Origin of the sequence: Kitasatospora sp. NPDC127116 (assembly GCF_042677365.1) — a bacterium.
Taxonomy (GTDB): Bacteria; Actinomycetota; Actinomycetes; order Streptomycetales; family Streptomycetaceae; genus Kitasatospora; species Kitasatospora lactacystinica.
The window spans coordinates 1-20,475 of the sequence record NZ_JBHXTL010000153.1 but is presented as its reverse complement, the minus strand read 5'-3'; the positions used below and the strand labels follow the sequence as shown (position 1 = coordinate 20,475).

Sequence of the window (20,475 nt, the reverse complement as noted above, 5' to 3'; positions counted from 1 at the left end):
GTCAGGCCGTCGGAGGGTGCGGCGGCTGCGGCGGGACGGGCGGGGCGACGGGCGGGGCGACGGGCGGGGCCGGAGCGGCGGGGACGACCGGCGGGACGGCCGGCGCCGGGGGCACCTCCGGCGGCGCCGGCGGGACCGGGGGCAGCGGGGCGGCGGGGGAGCCGATCACCGGGAGGTCCGGCAGGGTCGGATCGTGGTCCTCGTCCTCCTCCGCGGCCGGTCGGCCGGCCGGCCGCGGAGCGATCACCGGCAGGTCCAGCGCGGTGGGGGTCTGCTCGGCCTCCTCGACGGCGGTGGCCGGCGGGTCGATCGGCAGCACGGCGACGGTGATGTTGTCGTGGCCGCCGGCCGCGACCGCGAACTTCACCAGGGTCTGTGCGGTGGCGAGCGGCTCGGTGCGGGCGTCCGGGCGCACGTAGTACGCCAGGTCGGTGGCCGCCTCGGCGTAGTTCCACAGCCCGTCGGTGCAGATCAGCACCACCCCGGGGACGTGCGGGGTGAAGTCGAGGGTGTGCGGCACGACCTCCTCGGCGTCGGCGCCGAGCCAGCCGGTGATCGCGTGCGCGCGGGGGTCGGAGTAGGCCTCGGCCTCGCTCATCAGCCCGGCCTCGACCATCCGGGCCGCCCAGGAGTCGTCCTGGGTGAGCCGGAAGGGCTCGGCGGCGGCGCGGTCGTCCGGGATCCAGTACGCCCGGGTGTCGCCGACCCACCCGATGGTGACCCGTCCGCCCGCGGCTATGGCGCTGACGTAGGTGCAGGCGGGCGCGTTGAGGTCGGGGCGGGTGGGGCCGGCGCCGTCGGTGGCGAGGTCGGCGACGGCCTTGGCGGCGTCGGCGATGGCCTGGTGCATCGCCCGGTTCGGGTCCCGGCCGGCCTCCAGGGCGGTCAGCAGCGATTCGGAGGCGGCGTCCACGGCCGTCTCCGAGGCCTCGTCCGGGCGGTCGGAGGAGGAGACGCCGTCGCACACCACGGCGACCACGACCGGCTCGCCGCCGGGCAGCGAGGTCGCGGCGACGGTGAAGGAGTCCTCGTTGCGGTGGTGGCGCACGCCGCGGTCGCTGACCCCGGCGACGCCCCCGAGCGACTTCTCCATGTGGTCGCGCGGGCGCGGCTGGGCGCCGCCGCAGCCCTCGCAGTAGCCGTCCGGGGCGACCTGCGGCTGCCCGCAGTGCACGCAGACCGGCCCGCGCGGCGACGGTACGGCCTCGCCGCGCGCGGCGGCCCAGCTCGTCGGCATCGAGCCGGGGGCCGCCCGGCCGTTCCGGCCGGTCCCGCAGGAGCCGCAGAAGGCGTCCTCCTGGTCCATCGGCTCCGAACAGCTCGGGCACTCGGTCTGCTGCGGCATCTGCTACACCCACGTCCTGGGACGGGCACGGTTGGCCCGTTCCACCATCTCGATCCTGATCTCGGCCCGGTCGGCCAACCGGGCGAGTACCCGGTAGGACTGTTCCAGGGCGAAGCGCAGTTCCCGCTCCTGTGCGGGACGTCCCAGTACCACCAGGTCGGTGGCCCTTCGGCCGGCGGCCGCCTCGGCGCCGACCCAGCCGAGGGCCGCGTCGAGCACCTCGACCGCGAGCTCCTCGCGGCGGCGGGAGTCCAGCCGCAGCGCGGTCAGCTGCGCGGAGCTCGCGCCGAGGTCGAGGGCCAGGTCGTCGGTGGCCGGGCGCTCGCGCAGCCGGGCCCGGACGGCGGCGATCCGGGCGGCCGTGTACTGGTTGGAGGTGGCCGGGACGGTCTCCAGGACGCGGACCGCGCCGGTCCGGTCCTCCTCGGCCAGCCGGACCCGGGCCAGCCCGAAGGCGGCGCTCAGGTAGGCGTGGTCGGTGGCCCACACCAGTCGGTAGAACTCGGCCGCGTCGCCGCCGTCGGCGAGCAGTTCGGCGCAGATGGCGAGGGCCAGCTTGGGGGCGGCCTCGCCGGGGAAGGCGTCGTAGACCGCGTCGAAGGCCTCCGCGGCGGCCCGCAGCGCTGCGACTCGCCCGCTCGCCTCCGGGCGCTCCTGTCCCGGCGCCGACGGTCGTCGCTCCCTCGCTCCTGCGTCGCTCCCTCGCTCCTCGCTCTCGGTGCCGGCGCGCCCTTCGGTTCGGGGCGCGGCCTCGCTGCCGACCAGCGCGGTCAGGCCGCGGTACCAGACCACCCGCCAGTCGTCCGGCTGGTCCTGTTCCAGTTCGGCGAGGCGGCGCACGGCGTCCGGGTGGCGGCCGAGTTCGAGCAGGGTGCGCAGTTCGCGCAGCCGGCTCTCGACCGAGACGGTGGGCGCGGCGGCCAGCGCGGCGAGCGTCTCCTCGGGGTCGGGGGTGACCAGGACGGCCAGGAAGCCGGCGTTGGGGTCGCCGGGGTCGACCCGGGGGACGGGCAGCGCGAGGGCGGCGGCGGCCGGGTCCAGGGGGGCCACCCGGAGCTGTCCGGCCTGTTCGGTGGGCAGCACCAGCTCGGTGTCGACGACGCGCAGTTCGGGGCCGAACAGGGTGGACGGCGCGGGCCGGGGCCGGTCGTCCTGGAGGGCCATGATCTCCCGCAGCACGCCGGTGAGCTGGTCGGCCATCTCCTCGGCGGAGGCGAAGCGGCGGGCCGGGTCCGGGTCGGTGGCGCGGACCAGGAAGCGGTAGTAGGACTCGTACCGGGCGAAGGCCTCGACCTGCTCGGGGCCGGGCAGCGAGTCGCGGTAGGTGCCGCTGTAGCCCTGGAAGTCGAAGGTGAGCACCGCGAGGGTGCGGGCCACGGTGTACAGGTCGGAGGCGACGGAGGGGCCGTCGGTGGCGATCTCCGGGGCCTGGTAGCCGATGGTGCCGTAGATCGGGCCGTCGTCGTCGAGCCGGCGGACCGCGCCCATGTCTATGATCTTGAGCGTGTCGCCGCTCTGGATCACGTTGTCGATCTTGAAGTCGCAGTACACCAGGCCCCGGCCGTGCAGGTACCCCAGGGCCGGCAGCGCCTCCAGCGCGTAGGCGATCGCCTGCTCGACCGGCAGCGGCTCGCGCCGGCCGTCCGCGGTGCGGCGCTCGTTGGCGATGTCCTTGAGCGACTTCCCGCCGACGTACTCCATCACGATGTAGCCGTCGGTGGCGCCGGTGCGCAGGTCGGGGTGCTCGGCGAAGTTGATGATCCGGACGATGTTCGGGTGGTCCACCTCGGCCAGGAAGCGCCGCTCGGCGACGGCCACCGCGAGCGCGTCCTCGTCGCCGGTGTCCAGCAGGCCCTTGAGCACCACCCACTTGTCGTTGACCCGCCGGTCCACCGCCAGGTAGATCCAGCCGAGCCCGCCGTGCGCCAGGCAGCCCACCACCTCGTACTGCCCGCCGACCAGGTCGCCGCGGCGCAGCTTGGGCGTGAACGAGTACGGCGTGCCGCACTTGGTGCAGAAGCCGTCCGGGCGGCCCGGGCTGCCGTTCTTCTCCCGGCCCACCGGGGCCTCGCACTTGGAGCAGAACCGCTTGCGCTCGGGCACCTCGGGGTTGGCCAGCACCGCCCGGGAGGGGTCGGCCGCCTCGACGGTCGGCACGGTGACCAGGCCGGCGCCCAGCCGGCTGCGGGTGCCCGCGGTGCCGCCGCCCCGGGTGGAGCGGACCGAGAGCGAGCGGCCGCTGCCGGTGCGGGTGGAGCGGTGCGAGCGGGAGCGGCCGGACATCGTACGGGCCGAGCCGGTGCGGGCCGACATCGAACGGGCCGGGCCGGTGGGGCCGTGGCCGGAGCCGGGGGAGACCCGGGCGGAGGGGACGTACGGCTGGGTGACGCCGGTGTCGCCGCCGGGCGGGGTCAGGCCGCACTCGTCGCAGTAGCCGTCCGGGTCGATGGTGCCGGAGCAGTCGCGCGGGCAGGGCGAGCCGGGGCCGGCGGACGCCGGTGCTCCGGTTGCCGGTGCTCCCGTCGTCGGTGCTCCCGTCCCCGCGGTCCCCGTCGTCGCCCCCCCGGGCGTGGCGGTGGTCCTGGCCGCCGGGGCCAGCCCGCACTCGTCGCAGTAGCCGTCGGCGTCGATCCTGCCGCTGCCGGAGCACTCCGGCCGTTCGCACGTCCCGCCCATCAACCTCAGCCCCCCTGAACCTCTCCGTCGGCCGGCGGCCGGCCGGCCGCCTCCTGAGCCTGCCCGGTTCCGGCCTCGGTGTGGGCCGGCCGCAGCGACTGCTGGAACCGGGCCACCGCGGCGGCCGCCGCCCGCAGGTCGCAGGGCGCGCTCCACAGCAGCCAGCGCGCCTTCTCGTACCGCTCGATCACTTCCGGGTCCTCGGAGACCCGCAGCCGGGCCGCCATCGCCTTGTAGGCGTCCAGCCGGCCGCGCAGCTCGGCCCGGACGGCCAGCGGCTGGGTCACCTCGGTGAGCGACTGCCGGGCCCGGGTCAGCTCCTTGGCGGCGGCGTCCTCCAGCGTGTCCAGCAGCGGTGCCAGCCGGCCCCACTGCCCGGCCTGGCGCAGGTCCAGCGCCGCGACGATCCGCTCGCGCAGCGCCGAGGCCGGTCCGGGCACCGCCGGGACGTCGCTGGACGCTATCTTCGCCAGCACCTCGCCGCGCGCCCGGCGCGCCTCGGCCAGGGTGGCGTCGGCCCGCTGGAGCAGGTCGCCGACGCCCTGGAGGCGGTCCTCGGCCTCGTCGCGCAGCCGCAGCAGGTCCTCCAGCTCCAGCCGGACGCCGTCCAGCGCCCGCCCGGCCCGGTCGAACCGCTCGGTGTCCACCACCCCGGCCGGGCCGGCGAAGGCCGAGCCCTCCGGGACCGTGCCGCGCTGGGCGGGCACCCGGGCCGGGCGCCACAGCGCCAGCGGGTCCCCGCGCACCTCGGTGCGCAGCTCGGTGAGGTCCTTCTCGAGGCCGGCCAGGTCGTCGCCCAGCGGGTGGGCGCCGGTGCGCACGCCGAGCGAGGCGGCCAGGGTGCGCACCCGCTGGAGCTCGGCCAGCAGCAGGTCGATCCGGGCCGGCAGCGCCGACCAGACCGCGTCGGCGGCGCTGACCACCTCCAGCACGGTGGCGTACCAGGAGTTCATCCGGGTCATCAGCGCGTCCAGGCTGATCCGTTCGACCAGCTTGGCGGGCGCGCCGAGCACCTGGGGGCCGTCCGGCACCACCCCGCCCGGGACGGTCACCGCGTCGCCGGTCAGCAGTTCGCTCAGCTCGGCGAGTTCGGGTGTGCCGGGCTTGGCCTTGCGGGCCCGGACGGCCCGGGCCGAGGCCAGGGCCTCGGAGTAGCGGTCGAACAGCGCCCAGAGCAGCGGCAGTCCCTTGCCGGCGACCGACCAGCGCTCCAGGGTGCGCCCGGACAGCTCGGCGCCGTCCAGCAGCCGCAGGCCCGGGTGGTCCTGGAGGGCGAGCAGCGCCGATTCGACCGCGTCCCGCTCCGCGCCGAGGCGGGCGAGCGCGCGGTCGACCTCCTCCCGGCTCAGTACCGGGCCAGCCGATGCCGCCACCGCGGTGTCCTTCCTTCCTCGCGTGCGATCCCGACGTACCTGACGTGCTCGACGTACCGGACGTGCGGTCCCACGACAACCCCCGTGTCCACCACCGGTCTCCCCGTGGTGATCGTCCCGAACCCTAGCCGGTGGCCGTTCGGGCGGAGCGGGCGCGGGGCGTCAACGTGCCGTCGACGCCCCGCTGACGGATCGTGCGCCAGCTCTCCCGCGCCGTCCCCCGCGCCGTTCTGCGCCGTCCCGCGCGCCGCCCCCGGACCTGCCCCGACGCCGGATCAGTGCGGTGCGGGCCAGTAGTGCTCGGCCTCGTTGAGCATGTACGGCTTGAGCCAGCGTTCGTACGAACGGGTCCAGTCGCCGCGCGCGTAGTAGTCGGCCAGGACCTGGTTGACCCGGGCGGTCAGGTCGGTGCTGTCCTTCAGCATGGCGACGCCGATCACCTCCGGCTGGGCCTCGCCGTCCACGATCCGCACGGTCTGGTCCTGCGCGGCCTGGCCGGCCGCCAGGCCGTTGTCGGTCATGGTGGCGTCGACCTTGCCGAGCTGCATCAGGACCAGGCAGTCCAGCTGGTTCTCCACCGTGACGACCTGCCGGGCGGTCTTCTTCTCCTTGACCACGGTCAGCGCGGTGGAGCCGTCGGCGGCGCAGACCGCCTTGTCCTTGATCGCGTCGTCGATGTTCTTCGCCGGCGACGACTTCGGCACCAGGACGCGCTGGCTGATGTTGAAGTACGGCTTGGAGAAGGCGACGTCCTCCATCCGCTTGCAGTTGATCGTCATGGTGCGGACGATCAGGTCGACCCGGCCCTTCTTGATGGCGTCGATCCGGTCGGCCGTGGCCACCGGCTTGAGCACCACCTTGTCCGGGTCGCCCATGACGGCCGCGCCGATCGCCCGGGCGAGGTCGATGTCGAAGCCCTCGATCTGGCCGGTGTTCGGGTTGCGGGCGCCCCAGCGGTAGCTGTTCTGGTCCACGCCGATCACCAGGCTGCGCCGGGCCTTGACGGCCTTCACGGCCGGGCCGTCGTCGGTGCTCGGCGGCACGCTCCGGTAGACGTCGCAGCCGTCGGCCTGGTCCTGCTGGTCCTGGTGCACGGCCAGCGGCGCGGCGGTCGTGGCCGCCGGCGCGGCGCCGACCGGGCCGCCCCCGGTGAGCACGGCCGTACCGGCCGCCAGCAGCGCGAGCGCGGCGGCGGTCCTGGTCCTTCTCCTCGATCCGCTGGATCCTCTGGTGTGCATCGCGTCTCCCCCTCTGCCCGTCACCGGTACTCGGCCAGTCGCCGGCCCAGGCCCCGCAGCGCGGCGGTCGCGGCCACCAGGCCGAGCAGCGCGGCGGCGACGGCGGCGGCGCGCAGGTCCCCGCCGGTGCCCTCGGCGGCCTTGTCGAAGCGGTCCTGCTCGATGTCGGCGGCCCGGGCGAGCGCCTTGTCGGTGGCGTTGAAGGCGGCGTCGGCGGTGGCCGCGTCGCCCTTGGCCGTCACGGTGGCCTCCAGGGCGCCCTGGTAGTCGGCGTTGTCGACCTCCAGGGTCCGGGCGGCGTCGTGCCGCCGGCGCCACTCCTCGAACTGCTTCGAGGCGTCCACGACGCTCGGCACGGCGGCCGACGGCGCCAGCCGGACGGCCTGCGGCAGGGAGCCGTTGGACCGGTCCGGCGGGAGGTCCTTGGCCCCGGCCAGGTGTTCGGTGGCCTTCGTCCACTGGTCGGCGTACCTGGTGGTCGAGCCGCGGGCGACGAAGTGCAGGTTCTCCGCCAGCCGGGCGGTCAGTACGTCCACCCGGGCGGTGTTGAGCGCCCGCAGCGGGGCCGCGCCCTCGCGGTTGCTCCGCTGGAGCGCCGAGCTGGTGGTCAGCCCGGTGACGGTGAGCCACAGGGCGCCGGACAGGACGGCGGCGGTGGCGCCCAGCAGCCCGATGTTGAACACCCGGTTGGTGCGGCGGAACAGCGTCAGCTGCACCCAGGCCAGCGCGGCCAGGGCGACCAGCGCCAGGCCGTACGCCGCCCACGGCACCGCTCTGGCCTCGGCGTAGTCGTCGGACAGCTCCCGGTCCTCGACGGCGGCCAGTTCGGCGGCGGTCGGCAGCAGGACGGTCTGCATCTGTTCGGAGGCGTACCGCAGGTAGGCGCCGCCGAGCGGTATGCCCTGCCGGTTGTCGGCCCGCGCGGTCTCCACCAGGCCGGCGTACACCGGGAGTTGCTGGTTCAGCCGGGCGAGCGAGCCCTGCGCGGGCGAGGTCGCGGTGGTCCGGGCGGCGGCCTGGGCGATCAGCTTGGCGGCGGTGGCGATGTCCTGCTCGTAGCGGTTGCGGACCTCGTCGGGCTCGGCGCCGGCCAGCAGGAAGCCGCTGGCCGCGGTGGTGGCGGCGTCGGCCAGGTTGCGGTGGATCTCGGCGGCGTCCCGGCTGAGCGGCTGGCTGTACGAGACCACCCGGTCGGCGGCCTGGGCCCTGGTCTCCAGTTGCCAGGCGGTGAGCCCGCCGAAGGCCACGGTGAGCACCGCGAGCACCACGCCGGCCAGCCGAAGCCGGCCGGGGGGTGTGCGGGTGGCCTGCGCGAGCCGGGCGCGCACGCCGGTGGCGACGGCCGCCGGAGGGCGCTTCGCGGGCGCCCCGCCGGGTCTGGGTGCCGGGGGCGCCCCGCCGGACTTCGCGAGCGGGGCCGATCCGGGGACGGCCGGTGCCCCCGGTGCGGCCGTCGCCACCGCTGCGCCCGGCGCCCCCGGCAGCTGGTTCGGCCGTGCCGGGAACGCGGCGCCGGACGCGCCGCTGCCTACTGGTGTTGCCACCCGCCTCATCCTCCCCTGGGGCCGGGCCCGTTCCCGGGGCCCGACCGATGGCAGCAGTATGGCCGTGACTCCCCCCGGCCACACCTGACTTGCGCCGATCTTGAGCATGTCGTGCACGTTCCCGGGACGGCCGGTACCACTGGTGCGGCGGGTGCCGCCGGTACCGCCCGTGCCGTCGGTCCGGCCCTTTCGGCCCGGGCCGCTCCCACCGGTCGTCCCGAGAGGTGGCGAACCGTCCGACGCGGGCCGCACCCTACGCGGTTCCCCCGGCCGGGCGGAGCGCGGGGGTCCGGTCGAGGGCGCGCAATCCCGGGTGCGGCGACCCCTCGCTCCGTACGATGGAGGTATGCGCCTGCTTGGAACGATCTCGCCCGACCGCCCGCTGCTCGTCGTCGCCGTGCGCGAGGAGGCCGCCCACCTGGACGACCGCCTGCCCGTGCTGCTCACCGGGATCGGGAAGGTCAACGCCGCCGTCGCGCTGGCCACCGTCCTCGCGCAGGGCGAGAAGCCGTCCGAGGTGATCAACCTCGGCACGGCCGGTGCGCTGCGCCCCGGCTGGGAGGGCACCCACCACGTGGTCCAGGTGATCCAGCACGACCTCGACACCGCCGCCCTGCACGCGCTCACCGGGCGTGAGTACGGCGCCCCGCTGGTGATCGGCAAGGGAGACGGCCCGGTGCTGGCCACCGGGGACCTCTTCGTCTCCGACGCGGCCGCCCGCGACCGGCTCGCCGAGCACGCCGACCTGGTGGACATGGAGGGCTACGCCGTCGCCACCGTCGCGCACCGGGCCGGGCTGCCGGTGCGGCTGGTCAAGCACGTCAGCGACGAGGCCGGGGACGGTGCGGAGCACAGCTGGAAGGAGGCGGTCGACGACTGCGCCCGGAAGCTGGCCGACTGGGTGGTCGCCCAGGGATGGTGACGCCCGCTCAAGGCGGCGCCTGCCCAGGGTGACGCCTGCTCAAGGGGCGTGCCTGCTCAGGGTGACGCCTGCTCAAGGGGCGCAGGGGTGTGGAACGGGGTGGGAGGGCGACGGCCCTCCCACCCCGCTTCCGTGCGCCCGCGCGTCACTGCTCCCGGAAGTCCGTGAGGTCCAGGGCCGCCAGCCGCTCCGGGTCGGTGAGCACGTCGATCGCGACGATCGCGCCGTCCACCACGGTGAAGGCCATGATCGACAGCGCCCGGCCGTTGTCGCCGACGACCACCGCGCCGGCGGCGCCGTTGACCAGCGCCGGGCGGGCGAACGGCGACAGCGTGCCCCACAGGACGGCCTGGCCGGCCACCGTGCCGGCGCCCGAGAGCACCACCGTGTGCCGGGCCATCGCCGTGCCGCCGTCCGAGCGCAGCACCACGTCCGGGTCGAGCACGGCGACGAGCGCGTCCAGGTCGCCGTTGCGGGCGGCGGCGAAGAAGGCGTCCACGGCCCGCCGCTGCCGGCCGAGGTCCGGGTCGGGCGCGGGCGCCTGCCCCTGCACCTTGCGCCGGGCCCGGCTGGCCAGCTGGCGGGTGGCGGCGGCGGTCCTCTCGATCAGCGGGGCGATCTCCTCGAACGGCACCGCGAAGAGGTCGTGCAGCACGAAGGCGACCCGCTCGGCCGGTGACAGCGACTCCATCACCACCATCAGCGCCAGCCCGACCGAGTCCGCGAGCATCACCTCCTGCTCGGGGTCCACGACGCCCTCGCGCCGCAGCAGCGGGTCCGGGATGCGCGGCGGGCCCGGCTCGCCGTCCGGCCCGGCGGGTTCCAGCGGCTCCTCGCGGCGCTGGGCGCGGGTGCGCAGCAGGTTCAGGCAGACCCGCGAGACCACCGTGGTGAGCCAGCCGCCGAGGTTGGCCACGCCGGCGGTGTCGGTGCGGTCGTAGCGGAGCCAGGCCTCCTGGAGGGCGTCCTCGGCCTCGCTGATCGAGCCGAGCATCCGGTACGCGACGGCGCGCAGGTGCGGGCGCTGCTCCTCGAAGAGCGCGGCCCGGGCAGAGCTCTCGTCCACCTTCTCGTCCACGTGTCACATTCCTTCGTCGCCGGGGGTCAGGGCAGCAGGAGCCACCCAACAACGGCCGCGGCGGGGAGATCAACTCCCGGCCCGGGACGAAACGGAGACGATCATGACGAAGCACACCGTGCTGGTCACCGGCGGGACCGGAACCCTGGGCCGGCAGGTGGTCCCGCTGCTGCGCGCGGCCGGGCCGCCGGTGCGCGTGCTCAGCCGGCAGGACCGTCGGGACGCCGACGGCGTGGCGTACGTGCGCGGCGACCTGCTCGGCGACCCGGCGACGGCGGCCCGGCAACTGGACGCGGCGCTGGCCGGGGTGGACACCGTGCTGCACCTGGCCGGCGGCCCCAAGGGCGACGACGTCGCCACCCGGCTGCTGGTCGCCGCCGCGCGGCGGGCCGGGGTGCGGCACCTGGTGTACATCTCGGTGATCGGCGCGGACCGGCTGCCGCTCGGCTACTTCCGGGCCAAGCACGCCGCCGAGCGGGCGGTGGCCGACTCGGGCCTGCCGTACACGATCCTGCGGGCCGCGCAGTTCCACGACCTGGCGTTCACGGTGGCGGAGAAGATGGCCCGGCTGCCGCTCGTCCCGGCCCCCGGCGGGGTGCGCTGGCAGCCGGTGGACGTGCGGGAGGTCGCCGCCCGGCTGGTGGAGCCGGCGCTGGACGGGCCGGCCGGGCCGGTGCCCGACCTGGCCGGCCCCAGGGTGTACGAGATGGGCGAGCTGACCCGCGGCTACCTCGCGGCGCGCGGCCGCAGCCGCCGGCACGTGCCGCTGCGGGTGCCGGGCAGGGTCGGGCGGGCGTACCGGGCGGGGGAGAACCTGGCCCCGGCGGGGGCCGAGCACGGGCGGCGGACCTGGGAGGAGTACCTGGCGGAGCGGCTGGCGGGCTGAGGAGTGTCCGTGGCGGTCCGTGGGGTCGAGGAGAGCGCGGAGGCGGCGGAGGAGGGCACCGCGTACGAGCCGCTGTTCAGGCCTTAGCCGCCCGGAGCACCTGCTCCGTCATCACGACCTTGGCGAAGCGCATCGCGTGCAGGGTGGTGGCCGTGGCGCGGGCGAGGTCGGCGGCGGGGACGGTGGTGCCGTCGGGGCCGGTCATGTCGAAGGAGTGCATGGCGTCGACGGGGAAGACCGCGTCGTAGCCGAGGTTGCCGGCCATCCGGGCGGTGGTCTCGTTGCACACGTTGGTGATGATCCCGGTGACCACCACCTGCCGGGCGCCGCGCTCCTGGAGCCAGGCGTGCAGGTCGGGGGTGCCGTAGAAGGCGCTGTTGACGGTCTTGGTGACGTGCAGGGCGGGGGTGACGTCGGCGACGAAGTCCTTCAGCCCGTGCCCCGGGGTGCCCTCGGCGAGCGGGCCGGCCGGGGAGGTGTGCTGCACGGTGACGATCGGGCGGCCGGTGGCCTGCCAGGCGGCGATCAGCTCGGCCATCCGCTGCTCGGCCCGCGGGTTGTCGCGGGGGCCCCAGAAGGCGGTGTCCTCGAAGCCCTTCTGGACGTCGATGAGCAGCAGGACGGCGTCCTGGTCGAGGGTGAGGGGGGCGTCGAAGGCGTCGGTGTTCGTCATGCCGTCCATGGTGGTCGGGGTCGTCGGGCGGGCGTGATGGGCAGCGGGGCCACCCATCGATAGGTTCCTGCCATGCGAACGGTGGGTTGTCTGATCTTCGACGGTGTCCGGGCCTTCGACTACGCGGTGATCGGCGAGGTGTGGGCGAACCGGACCTCCCGGCCCGGCCTGCCCGCCTTCGACCTGCGGGTCTGCGGGCCGGAGGGCGCCCGGGTGCGGCTGGGCGGCGGGCTGGAGCGGGTCCCCGACCACGGGCCGGCGGCGCTGGCCGCCTGCGACCTGGTGGTGGTGCCGGGCGTCGAGGACCCGGCCGCCCGGCGCGGCCCGGAGATCCTGGACGCCCTGCGGGCCGTGGCCGCCGCCGGCGTCCCGGTCGCCTCGCTCTGCGCGGGCGCCTTCGTCCTCGCCGAGGCCGGCCTGCTGGACGGCCGGGAGGCCACCACCCACTGGGCGCTCGCCCCCGAACTCGCCCGCCGCTTCCCGGCGGTGACGGTCCGGCCCGAGGTGCTCTTCACCGGCGGCGACGGCCTGTGGACCTCGGCGGGCGTCGCGGCGGGCATCGACCTCTGCCTCCACCTCGTCCGCACCGCCCACGGCCAGCAGGCCGCCGCCGCCATCGCCCGGGCCATGGTCACCGCGCCCTTCCGGGCGGGCGGCCAGGCCCAGTTCATCCCCTCCCCGGTCCCGGACGCCGCCGCCGGTGACGATCCGCTGGCCCGGCTGCGGGCCGAGGTCGCGGCCTCCCTCGACGCTCCCTGGACGGTGCGCCGGATGGCCGCCGCCGCCCTGATGTCCGACCGCACCTTCGCCCGCCGCTTCACCGCCACCACCGGCACCACCCCGATGCGCTGGCTCCTCGACCAGCGCGTCCTCACCGCCCAGCGGCTCCTGGAGGAGACCGACCTGCCCGTCGACACCGTCGCCACCCGCTGCGGCTTCGCCTCGGCGGTCTCCCTGCGGCCGGTCTTCACGGACCGGGTGGGCGTCGCCCCGAGGGAGTACCGCCGGGCCTTCCGCGGCCGCGAGGAGGGGTAGCGGGGAGGGCCGGCGGCAGCGAGGGCCGGGCGTGCGGGCCTGCGGGGTGGCGGCCCTCGGCGCCGCCACCCCCGGGATTCGCCGCCCTCAGGCCGTGGCGGCTTCGCGCAGGCGTTTCTTGTCGGGCTTGCCGACGGGCGTCAGCGGGATCTCGTCGACCAGGTGGAGCGCCTCGGGGGCGAAGATCCGGCCCTTGCGCTCGGTGACGAAGGCGCGGAGTTCGTCGAGCCGCGGCCGCTGCCCCGGGGCGGGGACGACGGCGACGTGGACGTGCTCCGTCTCCTGGTCGTCGCGGACGCCGAAGACCGCGCAGCGGGCGACGGTCGGGTGGGTGAGGAGGAGGTCCTCCACCTCGGACGGGTAGACGTGCCCGCCGACCACGATGATCAGGTCCTTGACCCGGTCGGAGAGGTAGAGGTAGCCGTCCTCGTCGAAGTAGCCGACGTCGCCGGTGTTCAGCCAGCCGTCCCGCAGCACGGCGGCGGTGAGGTCGGGCCGCTTCCAGTACCCGGCCATGATGCCGTCGGAGCGCAGGTGGACCTCGCCCTGTTCGCCGGTCGGCAGGTCGGTGCCGTCGAGGGAGCGGATCGCCACCTCGACGCCCGGGGCGGGCCGGCCGACCGGGACCTGGACGCTGTCGGGGCCGATCCGGTCGTGCTCCTGCGGGGTGAGGTAGGAGATCAGCTGCGCCTCCGACATCCCGTAGACGCCGACCAGGACGGGCCCGAACACCTTGAGCGCCTCGCGGATCCGGGTCGGCGAGGCGGCGCTGCCCCCGTAGAGGATCTGCCGCAGGCTGGACAGGTCGGTGCGGCCGATCGCCGGGTGGTCGAGCAACTGGTGGAGCAGCGCCGGCAGCACCCAGAGGTCGGTGATGCGTTCGCGTTCGACGGCGGCCAGGACCGCGCCGGGGTCGAAGGAGCGCTGGAGGACCACCGTGCCGCCGCGCTGGAGGGTCAGGTCGGACATGATCCCGGCGAGGTGGGCGAGCGGGGTGGCGGCGAGGAGGCGGGGCGCGCCGTCGACCGGGTCGCTGCCGACCGGGGCGTCGAAGACGCGGCGGTAGGGCCCGTGCAGGCTGAGGATGCCCTTCGGGATGCCGGTGGTGCCGCCGGTGTGGCGGATGCCGAGGTCGTCCTCCGGGCCGATCCGGACGTCCGGCGGTTCGGCGGGGCGGTGGGCGGCGGCGGCGATGACGTCCTCGCCGAGGGCGCCGGGGGCGCGGTCGGCCGGCCCCGGGCCCAGGGTGAGGACGGTGGGCCCGTCGAGCAGCGGGAGCAAGCGGGCGGCCGAGGCGTACCGTTCGGCGTCCACGAGCAGGAGGGTCGTGTCGACGCTCGCCGTGATCTCGGCCAGGACCGGCTCGCTCATGCCGTCGTACAGGTTCACCACCCGGGCGCCCGCGAGGCCGGCCGCGTACCGGGCGACGAGGGCCTCGGGGGTGTTGCCGGTCAGCAGGGTCACGGTGGTGCCGAGGGCGGCGCCCCGGGCGATCAGCTCGTGGGAGAGGCGGTAGGCGGCGGCGGCGAGGTCGCCGGCGGTGATCCCGGCGCCGTCGGCGGTGACGACGGCCCGCCGGTCGGGGTCGGAGGCGAGGGACCGGAGGATCAGGGCGGGGCCGCTGACGAACTCCGCGTCGCCCATGGCTACTTCTTCCTTGCAGTTTGCAACCATGGCCACAGGCTAACCCCACCCGCACCGTCGTGCCGGGGATGTTCCGCCGGTAATTGGCGTGAACGCATCGCCATCGGCGCAATCATGACGGTCCGTCATGTCAATGGCGTCGCGCTCGCCGCCCCGTCCGGGTGAACCATCGGGGGCCCGGTGCGGCGCACCGCTCAGAACGCCGCCGGGGGCCGCAGGGCGAGGTCGGTGGCGGTGGCCCAGTGCTCGGTGGCGGCGGTGACGATCACGCAGCCCTGCTGGGAGGGGAGCCGGGGGACGAGGGCGCTGCGGCAGCCGTGGCTGTGGTTGACCTCGACCGGGACGCGGACGCCGTGGAGCAGGACCTCGCCCGGAGTGGGCGGGCCGTCGAGCGGGGCGAGGTGGGTGCGCGGGTCGAGGCGGTCCGAATTCGCCAGGAAGGTGGAGAGTTGGGACTGCGGGGTGGTGAGGGAACCCACCCGGTGGCCGGCCGGAACGGGGCGCGAGGTCTGGACGACGGCGACGAGTTCGCCGTCCAGGTGGTAGTTGAGGTCGAGGTGGCAGAGGTAGCCGTCGGAGGACAGCCGCCCCAGCAGGAAGGACCACCCGGGCGGAGCGGCGCGGAGCGCGGCGATCTGCTCGCCCCACTCCTCGGCGGTCTCGCGGTGGGTCGGTATGCGGATGCTGCGCGGGCCGGTGTCGCGGAACAAGGGCTTTCCCAACGAGTGGTGGCTGATCGGTCGTTGGGACGAGTATGCGGGTGGCGCCCGGCAGTTCGGGGGCGGACCGCTCGGTAGGCTCGGGCGCGGTCCAGAAGTGATCCGTTCCGGACGAGGAGTGATCCGTGGCGACGTACGTTCTGATCCATGGCGCGGCGGCCGATGCCTGGTACTGGGGGCCGCTGGCGGCCGAGTTGCGCGGGCGGGGCCACGAGGTGGTCGCGCCGGACCTGCCGTGCGACGACGACGCGGCCGGGCTCGCCGAGTACGCGGACGCGGCGGTGGCGGCGGTGGCGGCCGTCGGGGACGGGCCCGGCGAGCTCGTGGTCGTCGCGCACTCGTTCGGCGGCTTCACCGGCCCGCTGGTCTGCGCGCGGATGCCGGTGGACCTGCTGGTCATGCTGCACGCCCAGGTGCCGGCGCCCGGGGAGACACCGGGCGAGTGGTGGGAGAACACCGGCTACTGGGCGGCCCGCCGCGAATCCGACCGCAGCAGGGGCGTGGCAGAGGGCGCGGAGGAGGACGAACGCGCCCTGTTCCTGCACGACACCCCGGCCGCGCTGGCCGAGGAACTCCTCGCGAAGCACGGGCGGCGGCAGTCCGCGACCCCGTTCGGGACGCCGTGGCCGCTGGAGGCCTGGCCGCAGGTGCCGACCAGGTACCTGCTGGCCACCGGCGACCGGTTCTTCCCGCCCGCGTTCCTGCGGCGGCACGTCGAGGAGCGGCTCGGCTTCCGCCCGGACGAGATGCCGGGCGACCACCTCCCCATGCTCGGCCACCCGCAGGAGCTGGCCGAGCGACTGGAGGCGTACCGGGCCGGGCTGTAGCCGCCGCGCGGCAGCGGGGGATCAGGTGGGAACGATCGACCCGTCGGGTTCGCGCACGACCTCGATGGACGCCAGCTGCTCGGGCGTCAGCTGCGCCGTGGCCAGGCTGCTCCTGGTGAAGAGCGCACCGGAGAGGTCGGCGCCGCTGAAGGAACTGCCCCTCAGATCGGCATCGGTGAAGAACGCGCCGACCAGCTTGGCGTGGAGGAAGCTGCAGTTCGTCAGGACGGCTCCGGTGAAGTTGGCCTGGGTCAGGTCGGCGCGGCGGAAGTCGGCTTGGTCGGCCGAGCATCCCTCCCACCTGGTCAGGGGTGCTGAGGCATCGTCCAGGTCCGTCTCCAGGAGGGCGACGTGGGACAGGTCCGCGAATTTGAGGGAGGTGTCGACCAGGCTCGCACGGGTGAGGTCGCAGCGGGTGAGGTCGGCCGAGAAGAGATTGGCCGCCTCCAGGTCGGCATCGGTGAGCGTTGCCTCTGTGAGTCGGGCCTTTCCCAGCCGCGCAAATCGCAGGGAACTGCCCGACAGCAGGCTCCCGCTCAGGTCCGCGTGCGACAGCCGCGCCCCCTCCCACGTCAGGTGCCGGAGGTCCAGCCCCGAGAGGTCGAAAGGGCCGGCGAAGTGCCGAACGGGCAGACGGCCCAGGATCAGCGCCGCCAGCTGGACCTCCTCGGCCGGAGCCGGTACCGGGTCGCCGGGCACCCCGAGCGGGCGTGCCGTCCGGAGGAAGTGGGCCAGCACGGTCAGCCATGGTGGGGCGGAGTCCTCCTGCCCCGGCGACGGGGTGCGCCAGGCCCGACGTTCGAGGCGGTAGAGGGCGGCGATGCGGCGCTCCTGGTCGGGGGACCGGAGGTCCGCCGACAGCTCCGCGTCCGCCGCGTCCGCCGTGGCCGGCCGGGTCGGCGTGGCGGGGTCCGCGTCCTCGGCGGCCAGCCAGAGCCGGTGGAACCGCTCGACCTCGGCCTCCGGATCCGGCTTCTGCCGCCCGACGGCGGCATCGGCCAGGTAGCGCACGATGGACTCCACCCGTGCCCAGGAGGGGACGGTCACGCCGTGCAGCAGCTGGCTCGCGGTGTCGTGGCTCACCGTCGTCGGCAGGTCGCCGCGCTGCCTGATGCCGTCGGAGATCTCGCGGAGGCTGGGCTTGCCCGCGCCCCGGTACAGCCCGTGCAGGGCCCCGACCAAGTCCCTCCGCGGTCCGGGCGGAAGCTTCTCATTGGTCGGAACGACGATTCCCGCCACAGGCTGCCCTCGATGAACTGTCAGATTTCGTCCGCTGCTGTCAGTTCATCATGGACCGAAGGCGCGCCGCTGTCAGGCGAACACCGTTTCCCGGCAGCCGACTTCAGGCTTCGTCGGATCCCATCGGTCGGGCGTGGCGCCGCTGTCGGGTGCGGTGAGGGTTGGACCAGGCCGCGAGGGGCGGCCGTCCCCCGGAGAGGAGAGGCGCGATGTTCGCCTGGTTCAGTGGTCGCGGTCGGATCGGTGGGGCGGGGCGCCGCCGGCGGTGGCGGGTCGTTCGTCGGACGGTCGGCCTGCACTTCGTGCGGGGCATGGCCGCGGCGGCGGGCGGTGCGACCGTGACGGTCCTGCTCGCCCGGCTGGTCAGCTGGTGGGGCTAGGGATGCGGGGCGGCGGCGGGCGGCCCGCCGGTCGGTGCCGGTGGGCCGCCCCGGGGCTTCGTCCTACCTGGGCTTGTGCATGATGGCGCCGTTGGCCTCGATGAAGCCGATGTAGTAGAGCACGGCCGCGATGGTGGCGACGGTGTGGCCCATGATGGAGATGGTCGCCGTGGACGGGTCGTTGCGGGCGTTGCGGATGAACTCGCTGATCTGCCCCCACTGGTTCTCCACGTTGGCGGCGAGGATGTTGCCGCGCACCGAGTCGAAGTAGTTCAGCGGCCGGTTCCGGTTGGGGTCCTGGATGTTGCCCCGGACGACGTCGAAGACCACGCCGAAGCGTGCCGCCTCCGAGAAGATCTGGATCGCCGTCAGCAGCGCCCGGCCCGTGGCGTCGTTGTACGCGGTCGCGCGGCCGAGGGTGCGCATGGCGTTGTAGATGTGCTCGGGGCTGAGGACGAGGCTTCCCCGCTCGTTGCCGCCCGGGATGTTGCTGTAGTTGCCGCTGGCGATGCGGCGGTTCGCGGGCACCGTCACGCCCAGCGCGTTCTGGAACTCGCCGAGCCGGTCCTGGAACGCCCAGTGGGAGTTGGTCTGCGGGGCGTAGAAGCCCGCGACGTAGAGGTCGTTCGCCCAGAGGTAGACGGAGACGAGGTGGACGTTGTTGGTGTCGAGGACGCGCACCTGGATCAGGCGGCCGTGCTCGGTGGTGGTCTCGGTGACGCCGTTGAGGCCGGTCGAATCGCCGTAGGTGTACCGGTGGATGGCGTCGATCAGGTTCCAGTAGTTCTGGTGGTTGGTGTTTCCGCCCGCGGTGATGTTCGAGATGTGCCAGTCGATGACCTGGTAGTTGGTCGCGGACGCGGTGCCGCTGAGCGTCGTCACCAGGCCCATCGAGATGGCCAGGGTCAGCAGGGCGGAGCAGAGTTTCTTCAGCACGGTCTTCTCGGTCTCTCCGGATGAAGGGGGGCGTAAGTCCTGTCGCGGCGTGAGCCTAGGAGCCTTCGTGCCACCGGAGTTGGTCGTCAGCGCACCGCCGTGTGCCCGGGAGCGCACAGACCGTTCGCGGTCATCGATCGGTGGTCATCGATCGGTGCCGTCGAGCAGCTCGTGCTTGGCCGCTCGGAAGTCCGCCAGGGCCCGGGGGTCGTTGTCGAAGTAGTCGTTCCAGAAGTTCGGGCGCTGCCAGAGGGCGTGGGCCAGCCGCATGCGGCCGTTCTCCAGGACGAGGGTCCAGCTGGAGGGCAGGTGGGCGTCGACGGTCTCGAACATCGCCGGATCCCAGAACGAGCCGGGGTCGTTCCCGCTGTCGTCGAGGACGCGGATCATCCAGTAGTCGGGTCCGGTCATCATCTCCAGGACCGGGTAGACACCGCCCACGTGTATCGCGGGGTGAGTCGCGATCGTCTCGTCGCTCTGCGGATCGATGATCCGGGTGCACTTCACTCGCATGGAGGCAGTCTTCACCAGGGAGTGGACCAGGTGGCTGCGAGGCGGCGTGCGCCGGCTGCGGGCGAGGTGGGCCGCGAGGCCGGTCAGGACGAAGGCCTGAGCCGGGGCGTCCGGCGCACAGGAAGTCGGCGGGGCCGACTTCCTGTGCGGGGCTACGGGCGGGGGCGCTGGTGGCCAGGTCGGAGGGGCGTGGTTACGTCCGCGCGGGAGGCGTCACGGAGCGGTCAGGCTTCGGTGGGCAGGAGCGCGGCGAGTTCGCCCAGGACCTGGGCGGCCGGTGCCGGGTCGACCAGCCACTTCAGGTGGCTGCCGGGGAGCGTGCGGACGTCGTAGGGGTTGTCCGGGGTGAGGGCGTCGCCCTCGCGGATCATCCGGTCCTGCATGGCGAGCGGGATGCCGGCGTCCTCGGTCAGGCGGACGTACGTCCTGGGGATGCTGCCCCAGGTGTCGGCCTGCGCCCGGTCGTCGGGGGTGCCGGTGTCGAGGTTCTCGTCGGGCTGGAAGGAGTTGAGGAAGACCATGAACTGGTCGTCCGTGCCGTCGGCGAGGAAGGCCGCCTTGAAGCCCGCGAGGACGCCCGGGTCGGCGGTGCGGAAGTTGCAGCGCAGCAGCCCGAGTTCGGCGGGGATGCCGACGAGCGCCGCCGCCATCCCCGCGGCGTCGGCCGTGGCCATCTCGGGCTCGGCGTAGTAGGCGCCGACGGGGAGGTCGACGGGGGCCCAGGAGGAGACGTAGACGATGCGGTCGATCAGGTCGGGCCGCTGGTTGGCCGCGACGGTGGCCGTCAGGCCGCCGCGGCTGTGGGAGACGAGGACGACGGGCCCGTTGCTCTTGGCCCGCTCCAGGATCCCGATGAGGTGCGCGACGTTGTCGGCGAGGGTGACGCCCTTGATGGCGCCGGGCGCGGTGGCGAGCCCTTCGAGGTCCTGCGGCGCCTGGTAGGCGGCCGGGTACGTCGCGGCGAATCCGTGCCCCGGGAGGTCGACGGCGACGGACCGGTGCCCGAGGAGGCCGAGTTCGGCTTGGAGCGGCGCGAAGGAGAAGGAGTTCGCGAAGGCTCCGTGGACCAGGACGAACGTCGGTTGCATCTGTCTGCTCACTTTCTGACCTCCGTGCGTCGGCGGCATGCACGTCGTACGGGGGCAGCCGTCGAACAGCTGCCCAACTGTTCGACGGCACACAGTACTCAGCGAATGATCATCGCACTACCCGGAAAGGCCCTTCGCCGCTTGGGTGCGGCAGTGGGCGAGGGCGTACTTGATGCGGGTGTCGGGGTTGGGGGTGGTGGTGAGGAGTTCGCCGGCGGTGACGAGGGCGGTCCAGTAGGTGGTGGGGTTGCCGGTGCGGGGCATGGGTCGGGCGGCGGCGAGGGAGAGGTAGGCGGCGGTGAGGTTGCCGGTGGTGAACCAGCGGTGCAGGCCGTGCTGGTGGCCGGGTCGGATGCCGC

18 protein-coding genes and 1 pseudogene are annotated in these 20,475 nt (G+C 74.5%); 5 read left to right on the top strand and 14 right to left on the bottom strand.

Features of this window, described 5'->3' with window-relative positions; all coding sequences use genetic code 11:
• Position 1: 1 nt before the first annotated feature.
• The 5 genes from ACFVHV_RS38020 to ACFVHV_RS38000 all read right to left on the bottom strand — a co-directional run bounded on the left by ACFVHV_RS38020 (position 2) and on the right by ACFVHV_RS38000 (position 8,176).
• On the bottom strand, positions 2 to 1,345 hold the full coding sequence (locus tag ACFVHV_RS38020; RefSeq protein WP_359906660.1) for a PP2C family serine/threonine-protein phosphatase: 1,344 nt from the start codon (positions 1,343 to 1,345) through the stop codon (positions 2 to 4).
• Positions 1,346 to 1,348: 3 nt separating this feature from the next.
• A complete protein-coding gene (locus tag ACFVHV_RS38015; RefSeq protein WP_380357650.1) occupies positions 1,349 to 4,021 on the bottom strand; it encodes a tetratricopeptide repeat protein in 2,673 nt (890 codons plus the stop codon).
• A gap of 5 nt (positions 4,022 to 4,026) precedes the next feature.
• Positions 4,027 to 5,394, bottom strand: a complete 1,368-nt coding sequence (locus ACFVHV_RS38010) for a hypothetical protein (protein WP_380357648.1) — start codon at positions 5,392 to 5,394, stop codon at positions 4,027 to 4,029.
• A gap of 275 nt (positions 5,395 to 5,669) precedes the next feature.
• Positions 5,670 to 6,632 (bottom strand): glutamate ABC transporter substrate-binding protein, encoded by a 963-nt coding sequence (locus ACFVHV_RS38005; RefSeq protein WP_359906668.1) that lies wholly within the window; start codon positions 6,630 to 6,632, stop codon positions 5,670 to 5,672.
• 20 nt (positions 6,633 to 6,652) lie between these two features.
• Entirely contained in the window at positions 6,653 to 8,176 is a 1,524-nt protein-coding gene (locus ACFVHV_RS38000; RefSeq protein ID WP_359906671.1) for a hypothetical protein, read from the bottom strand.
• A 346-nt stretch (positions 8,177 to 8,522) separates the two neighbouring features.
• Between ACFVHV_RS38000 and ACFVHV_RS37995 the strand changes: the two genes are divergently transcribed.
• Positions 8,523 to 9,098: a nucleosidase gene (locus tag ACFVHV_RS37995; RefSeq protein ID WP_359906674.1), complete on the top strand. Its 576-nt coding sequence runs from the start codon at positions 8,523 to 8,525 to the stop codon at positions 9,096 to 9,098.
• A 145-nt stretch (positions 9,099 to 9,243) separates the two neighbouring features.
• Here ACFVHV_RS37995 and ACFVHV_RS37990 read toward each other — a convergent pair whose 3' ends face one another.
• Positions 9,244 to 10,176: a sigma-70 family RNA polymerase sigma factor gene (locus ACFVHV_RS37990; RefSeq protein ID WP_359906676.1), complete on the bottom strand. Its 933-nt coding sequence runs from the start codon at positions 10,174 to 10,176 to the stop codon at positions 9,244 to 9,246.
• Between the two features lie 103 nt (positions 10,177 to 10,279).
• On the opposite strand from ACFVHV_RS37990, the gene ACFVHV_RS37985 reads away from it, so the two are divergent.
• A complete protein-coding gene (locus tag ACFVHV_RS37985; RefSeq protein ID WP_380357644.1) occupies positions 10,280 to 11,062 on the top strand; it encodes an SDR family oxidoreductase in 783 nt (260 codons plus the stop codon).
• 76 nt (positions 11,063 to 11,138) lie between these two features.
• On the opposite strand, the gene ACFVHV_RS37980 is transcribed toward ACFVHV_RS37985, so the two are convergent.
• Complete coding sequence (locus ACFVHV_RS37980; RefSeq protein WP_380357641.1) at positions 11,139 to 11,735, bottom strand: isochorismatase family protein; 597 nt, start codon at positions 11,733 to 11,735, stop codon at positions 11,139 to 11,141.
• A 72-nt stretch (positions 11,736 to 11,807) separates the two neighbouring features.
• Here ACFVHV_RS37980 and ACFVHV_RS37975 point away from each other — a divergent pair, with 72 nt between their 5' ends.
• On the top strand, positions 11,808 to 12,770 hold the full coding sequence (locus ACFVHV_RS37975; RefSeq protein WP_380357638.1) for a GlxA family transcriptional regulator: 963 nt from the start codon (positions 11,808 to 11,810) through the stop codon (positions 12,768 to 12,770).
• A gap of 87 nt (positions 12,771 to 12,857) precedes the next feature.
• On the opposite strand, the gene ACFVHV_RS37970 is transcribed toward ACFVHV_RS37975, so the two are convergent.
• Together ACFVHV_RS37970 and ACFVHV_RS37965 are read right to left on the bottom strand one after the other, a co-directional pair.
• Entirely contained in the window at positions 12,858 to 14,414 is a 1,557-nt protein-coding gene (locus tag ACFVHV_RS37970) for an AMP-binding protein (RefSeq protein ID WP_359906686.1), read from the bottom strand.
• 194 nt (positions 14,415 to 14,608) lie between these two features.
• Positions 14,609 to 15,136 (bottom strand): hypothetical protein, encoded by a 528-nt coding sequence (locus ACFVHV_RS37965; RefSeq protein ID WP_359906689.1) that lies wholly within the window; start codon positions 15,134 to 15,136, stop codon positions 14,609 to 14,611.
• Between the two features lie 122 nt (positions 15,137 to 15,258).
• On the opposite strand from ACFVHV_RS37965, the gene ACFVHV_RS37960 reads away from it, so the two are divergent.
• A complete protein-coding gene (locus ACFVHV_RS37960; protein ID WP_380357634.1) occupies positions 15,259 to 15,960 on the top strand; it encodes an alpha/beta hydrolase in 702 nt (233 codons plus the stop codon).
• 21 nt (positions 15,961 to 15,981) lie between these two features.
• On the opposite strand, the gene ACFVHV_RS37955 is transcribed toward ACFVHV_RS37960, so the two are convergent.
• Positions 15,982 to 17,142 carry a pentapeptide repeat-containing protein gene (locus tag ACFVHV_RS37955; RefSeq protein ID WP_380357631.1) on the bottom strand — a complete coding sequence of 387 codons (1,161 nt, stop codon included), beginning with the start codon at positions 17,140 to 17,142 and terminating at the stop codon, positions 15,982 to 15,984.
• A 266-nt stretch (positions 17,143 to 17,408) separates the two neighbouring features.
• Here ACFVHV_RS37955 and ACFVHV_RS37950 point away from each other — a divergent pair, with 266 nt between their 5' ends.
• Complete coding sequence (locus ACFVHV_RS37950) at positions 17,409 to 17,579, top strand: hypothetical protein (RefSeq protein WP_380357629.1); 171 nt, start codon at positions 17,409 to 17,411, stop codon at positions 17,577 to 17,579.
• A gap of 63 nt (positions 17,580 to 17,642) precedes the next feature.
• On the opposite strand, the gene ACFVHV_RS37945 is transcribed toward ACFVHV_RS37950, so the two are convergent.
• The 4 genes and pseudogenes from ACFVHV_RS37945 to ACFVHV_RS37930 all read right to left on the bottom strand — a co-directional run.
• Positions 17,643 to 18,515 carry a ribosome-inactivating family protein gene (locus ACFVHV_RS37945; RefSeq protein WP_380357627.1) on the bottom strand — a complete coding sequence of 291 codons (873 nt, stop codon included), beginning with the start codon at positions 18,513 to 18,515 and terminating at the stop codon, positions 17,643 to 17,645.
• A gap of 144 nt (positions 18,516 to 18,659) precedes the next feature.
• Positions 18,660 to 19,028 carry a hypothetical protein gene (locus tag ACFVHV_RS37940; protein WP_380357624.1) on the bottom strand — a complete coding sequence of 123 codons (369 nt, stop codon included), beginning with the start codon at positions 19,026 to 19,028 and terminating at the stop codon, positions 18,660 to 18,662.
• A 224-nt stretch (positions 19,029 to 19,252) separates the two neighbouring features.
• On the bottom strand, positions 19,253 to 20,116 hold the full coding sequence (locus ACFVHV_RS37935; protein WP_380357622.1) for an alpha/beta hydrolase: 864 nt from the start codon (positions 20,114 to 20,116) through the stop codon (positions 19,253 to 19,255).
• 117 nt (positions 20,117 to 20,233) lie between these two features.
• Positions 20,234 to 20,475, bottom strand: a pseudogene (locus ACFVHV_RS37930) (hypothetical protein); the annotation flags it as partial.

Excerpts from the sequence above, each read along its gene's own strand:
- ACFVHV_RS37940 (WP_380357624.1), bottom strand. The coding sequence starts at position 19,028 with ATGCGAGTGAAGTGCACCCGGATCATCGATCCGCAGAGCGACGAGACG.
- ACFVHV_RS38015 (WP_380357650.1), bottom strand. The coding sequence starts at position 4,021 with ATGGGCGGGACGTGCGAACGGCCGGAGTGCTCCGGCAGCGGCAGGATC.
- ACFVHV_RS38005 (WP_359906668.1), bottom strand. The coding sequence starts at position 6,632 with ATGCACACCAGAGGATCCAGCGGATCGAGGAGAAGGACCAGGACCGCC.
- ACFVHV_RS37995 (WP_359906674.1), top strand. The coding sequence starts at position 8,523 with ATGCGCCTGCTTGGAACGATCTCGCCCGACCGCCCGCTGCTCGTCGTC.
- ACFVHV_RS37975 (WP_380357638.1), top strand. The coding sequence starts at position 11,808 with ATGCGAACGGTGGGTTGTCTGATCTTCGACGGTGTCCGGGCCTTCGAC.
- ACFVHV_RS38020 (WP_359906660.1), bottom strand. The coding sequence starts at position 1,345 with ATGCCGCAGCAGACCGAGTGCCCGAGCTGTTCGGAGCCGATGGACCAG.
- ACFVHV_RS37970 (WP_359906686.1), bottom strand. The coding sequence starts at position 14,414 with ATGGGCGACGCGGAGTTCGTCAGCGGCCCCGCCCTGATCCTCCGGTCC.
- ACFVHV_RS37935 (WP_380357622.1), bottom strand. The coding sequence starts at position 20,116 with ATGCAACCGACGTTCGTCCTGGTCCACGGAGCCTTCGCGAACTCCTTC.
- ACFVHV_RS37980 (WP_380357641.1), bottom strand. The coding sequence starts at position 11,735 with ATGACGAACACCGACGCCTTCGACGCCCCCCTCACCCTCGACCAGGAC.
- ACFVHV_RS37950 (WP_380357629.1), top strand. The coding sequence starts at position 17,409 with ATGTTCGCCTGGTTCAGTGGTCGCGGTCGGATCGGTGGGGCGGGGCGC.
- ACFVHV_RS37985 (WP_380357644.1), top strand. The coding sequence starts at position 10,280 with ATGACGAAGCACACCGTGCTGGTCACCGGCGGGACCGGAACCCTGGGC.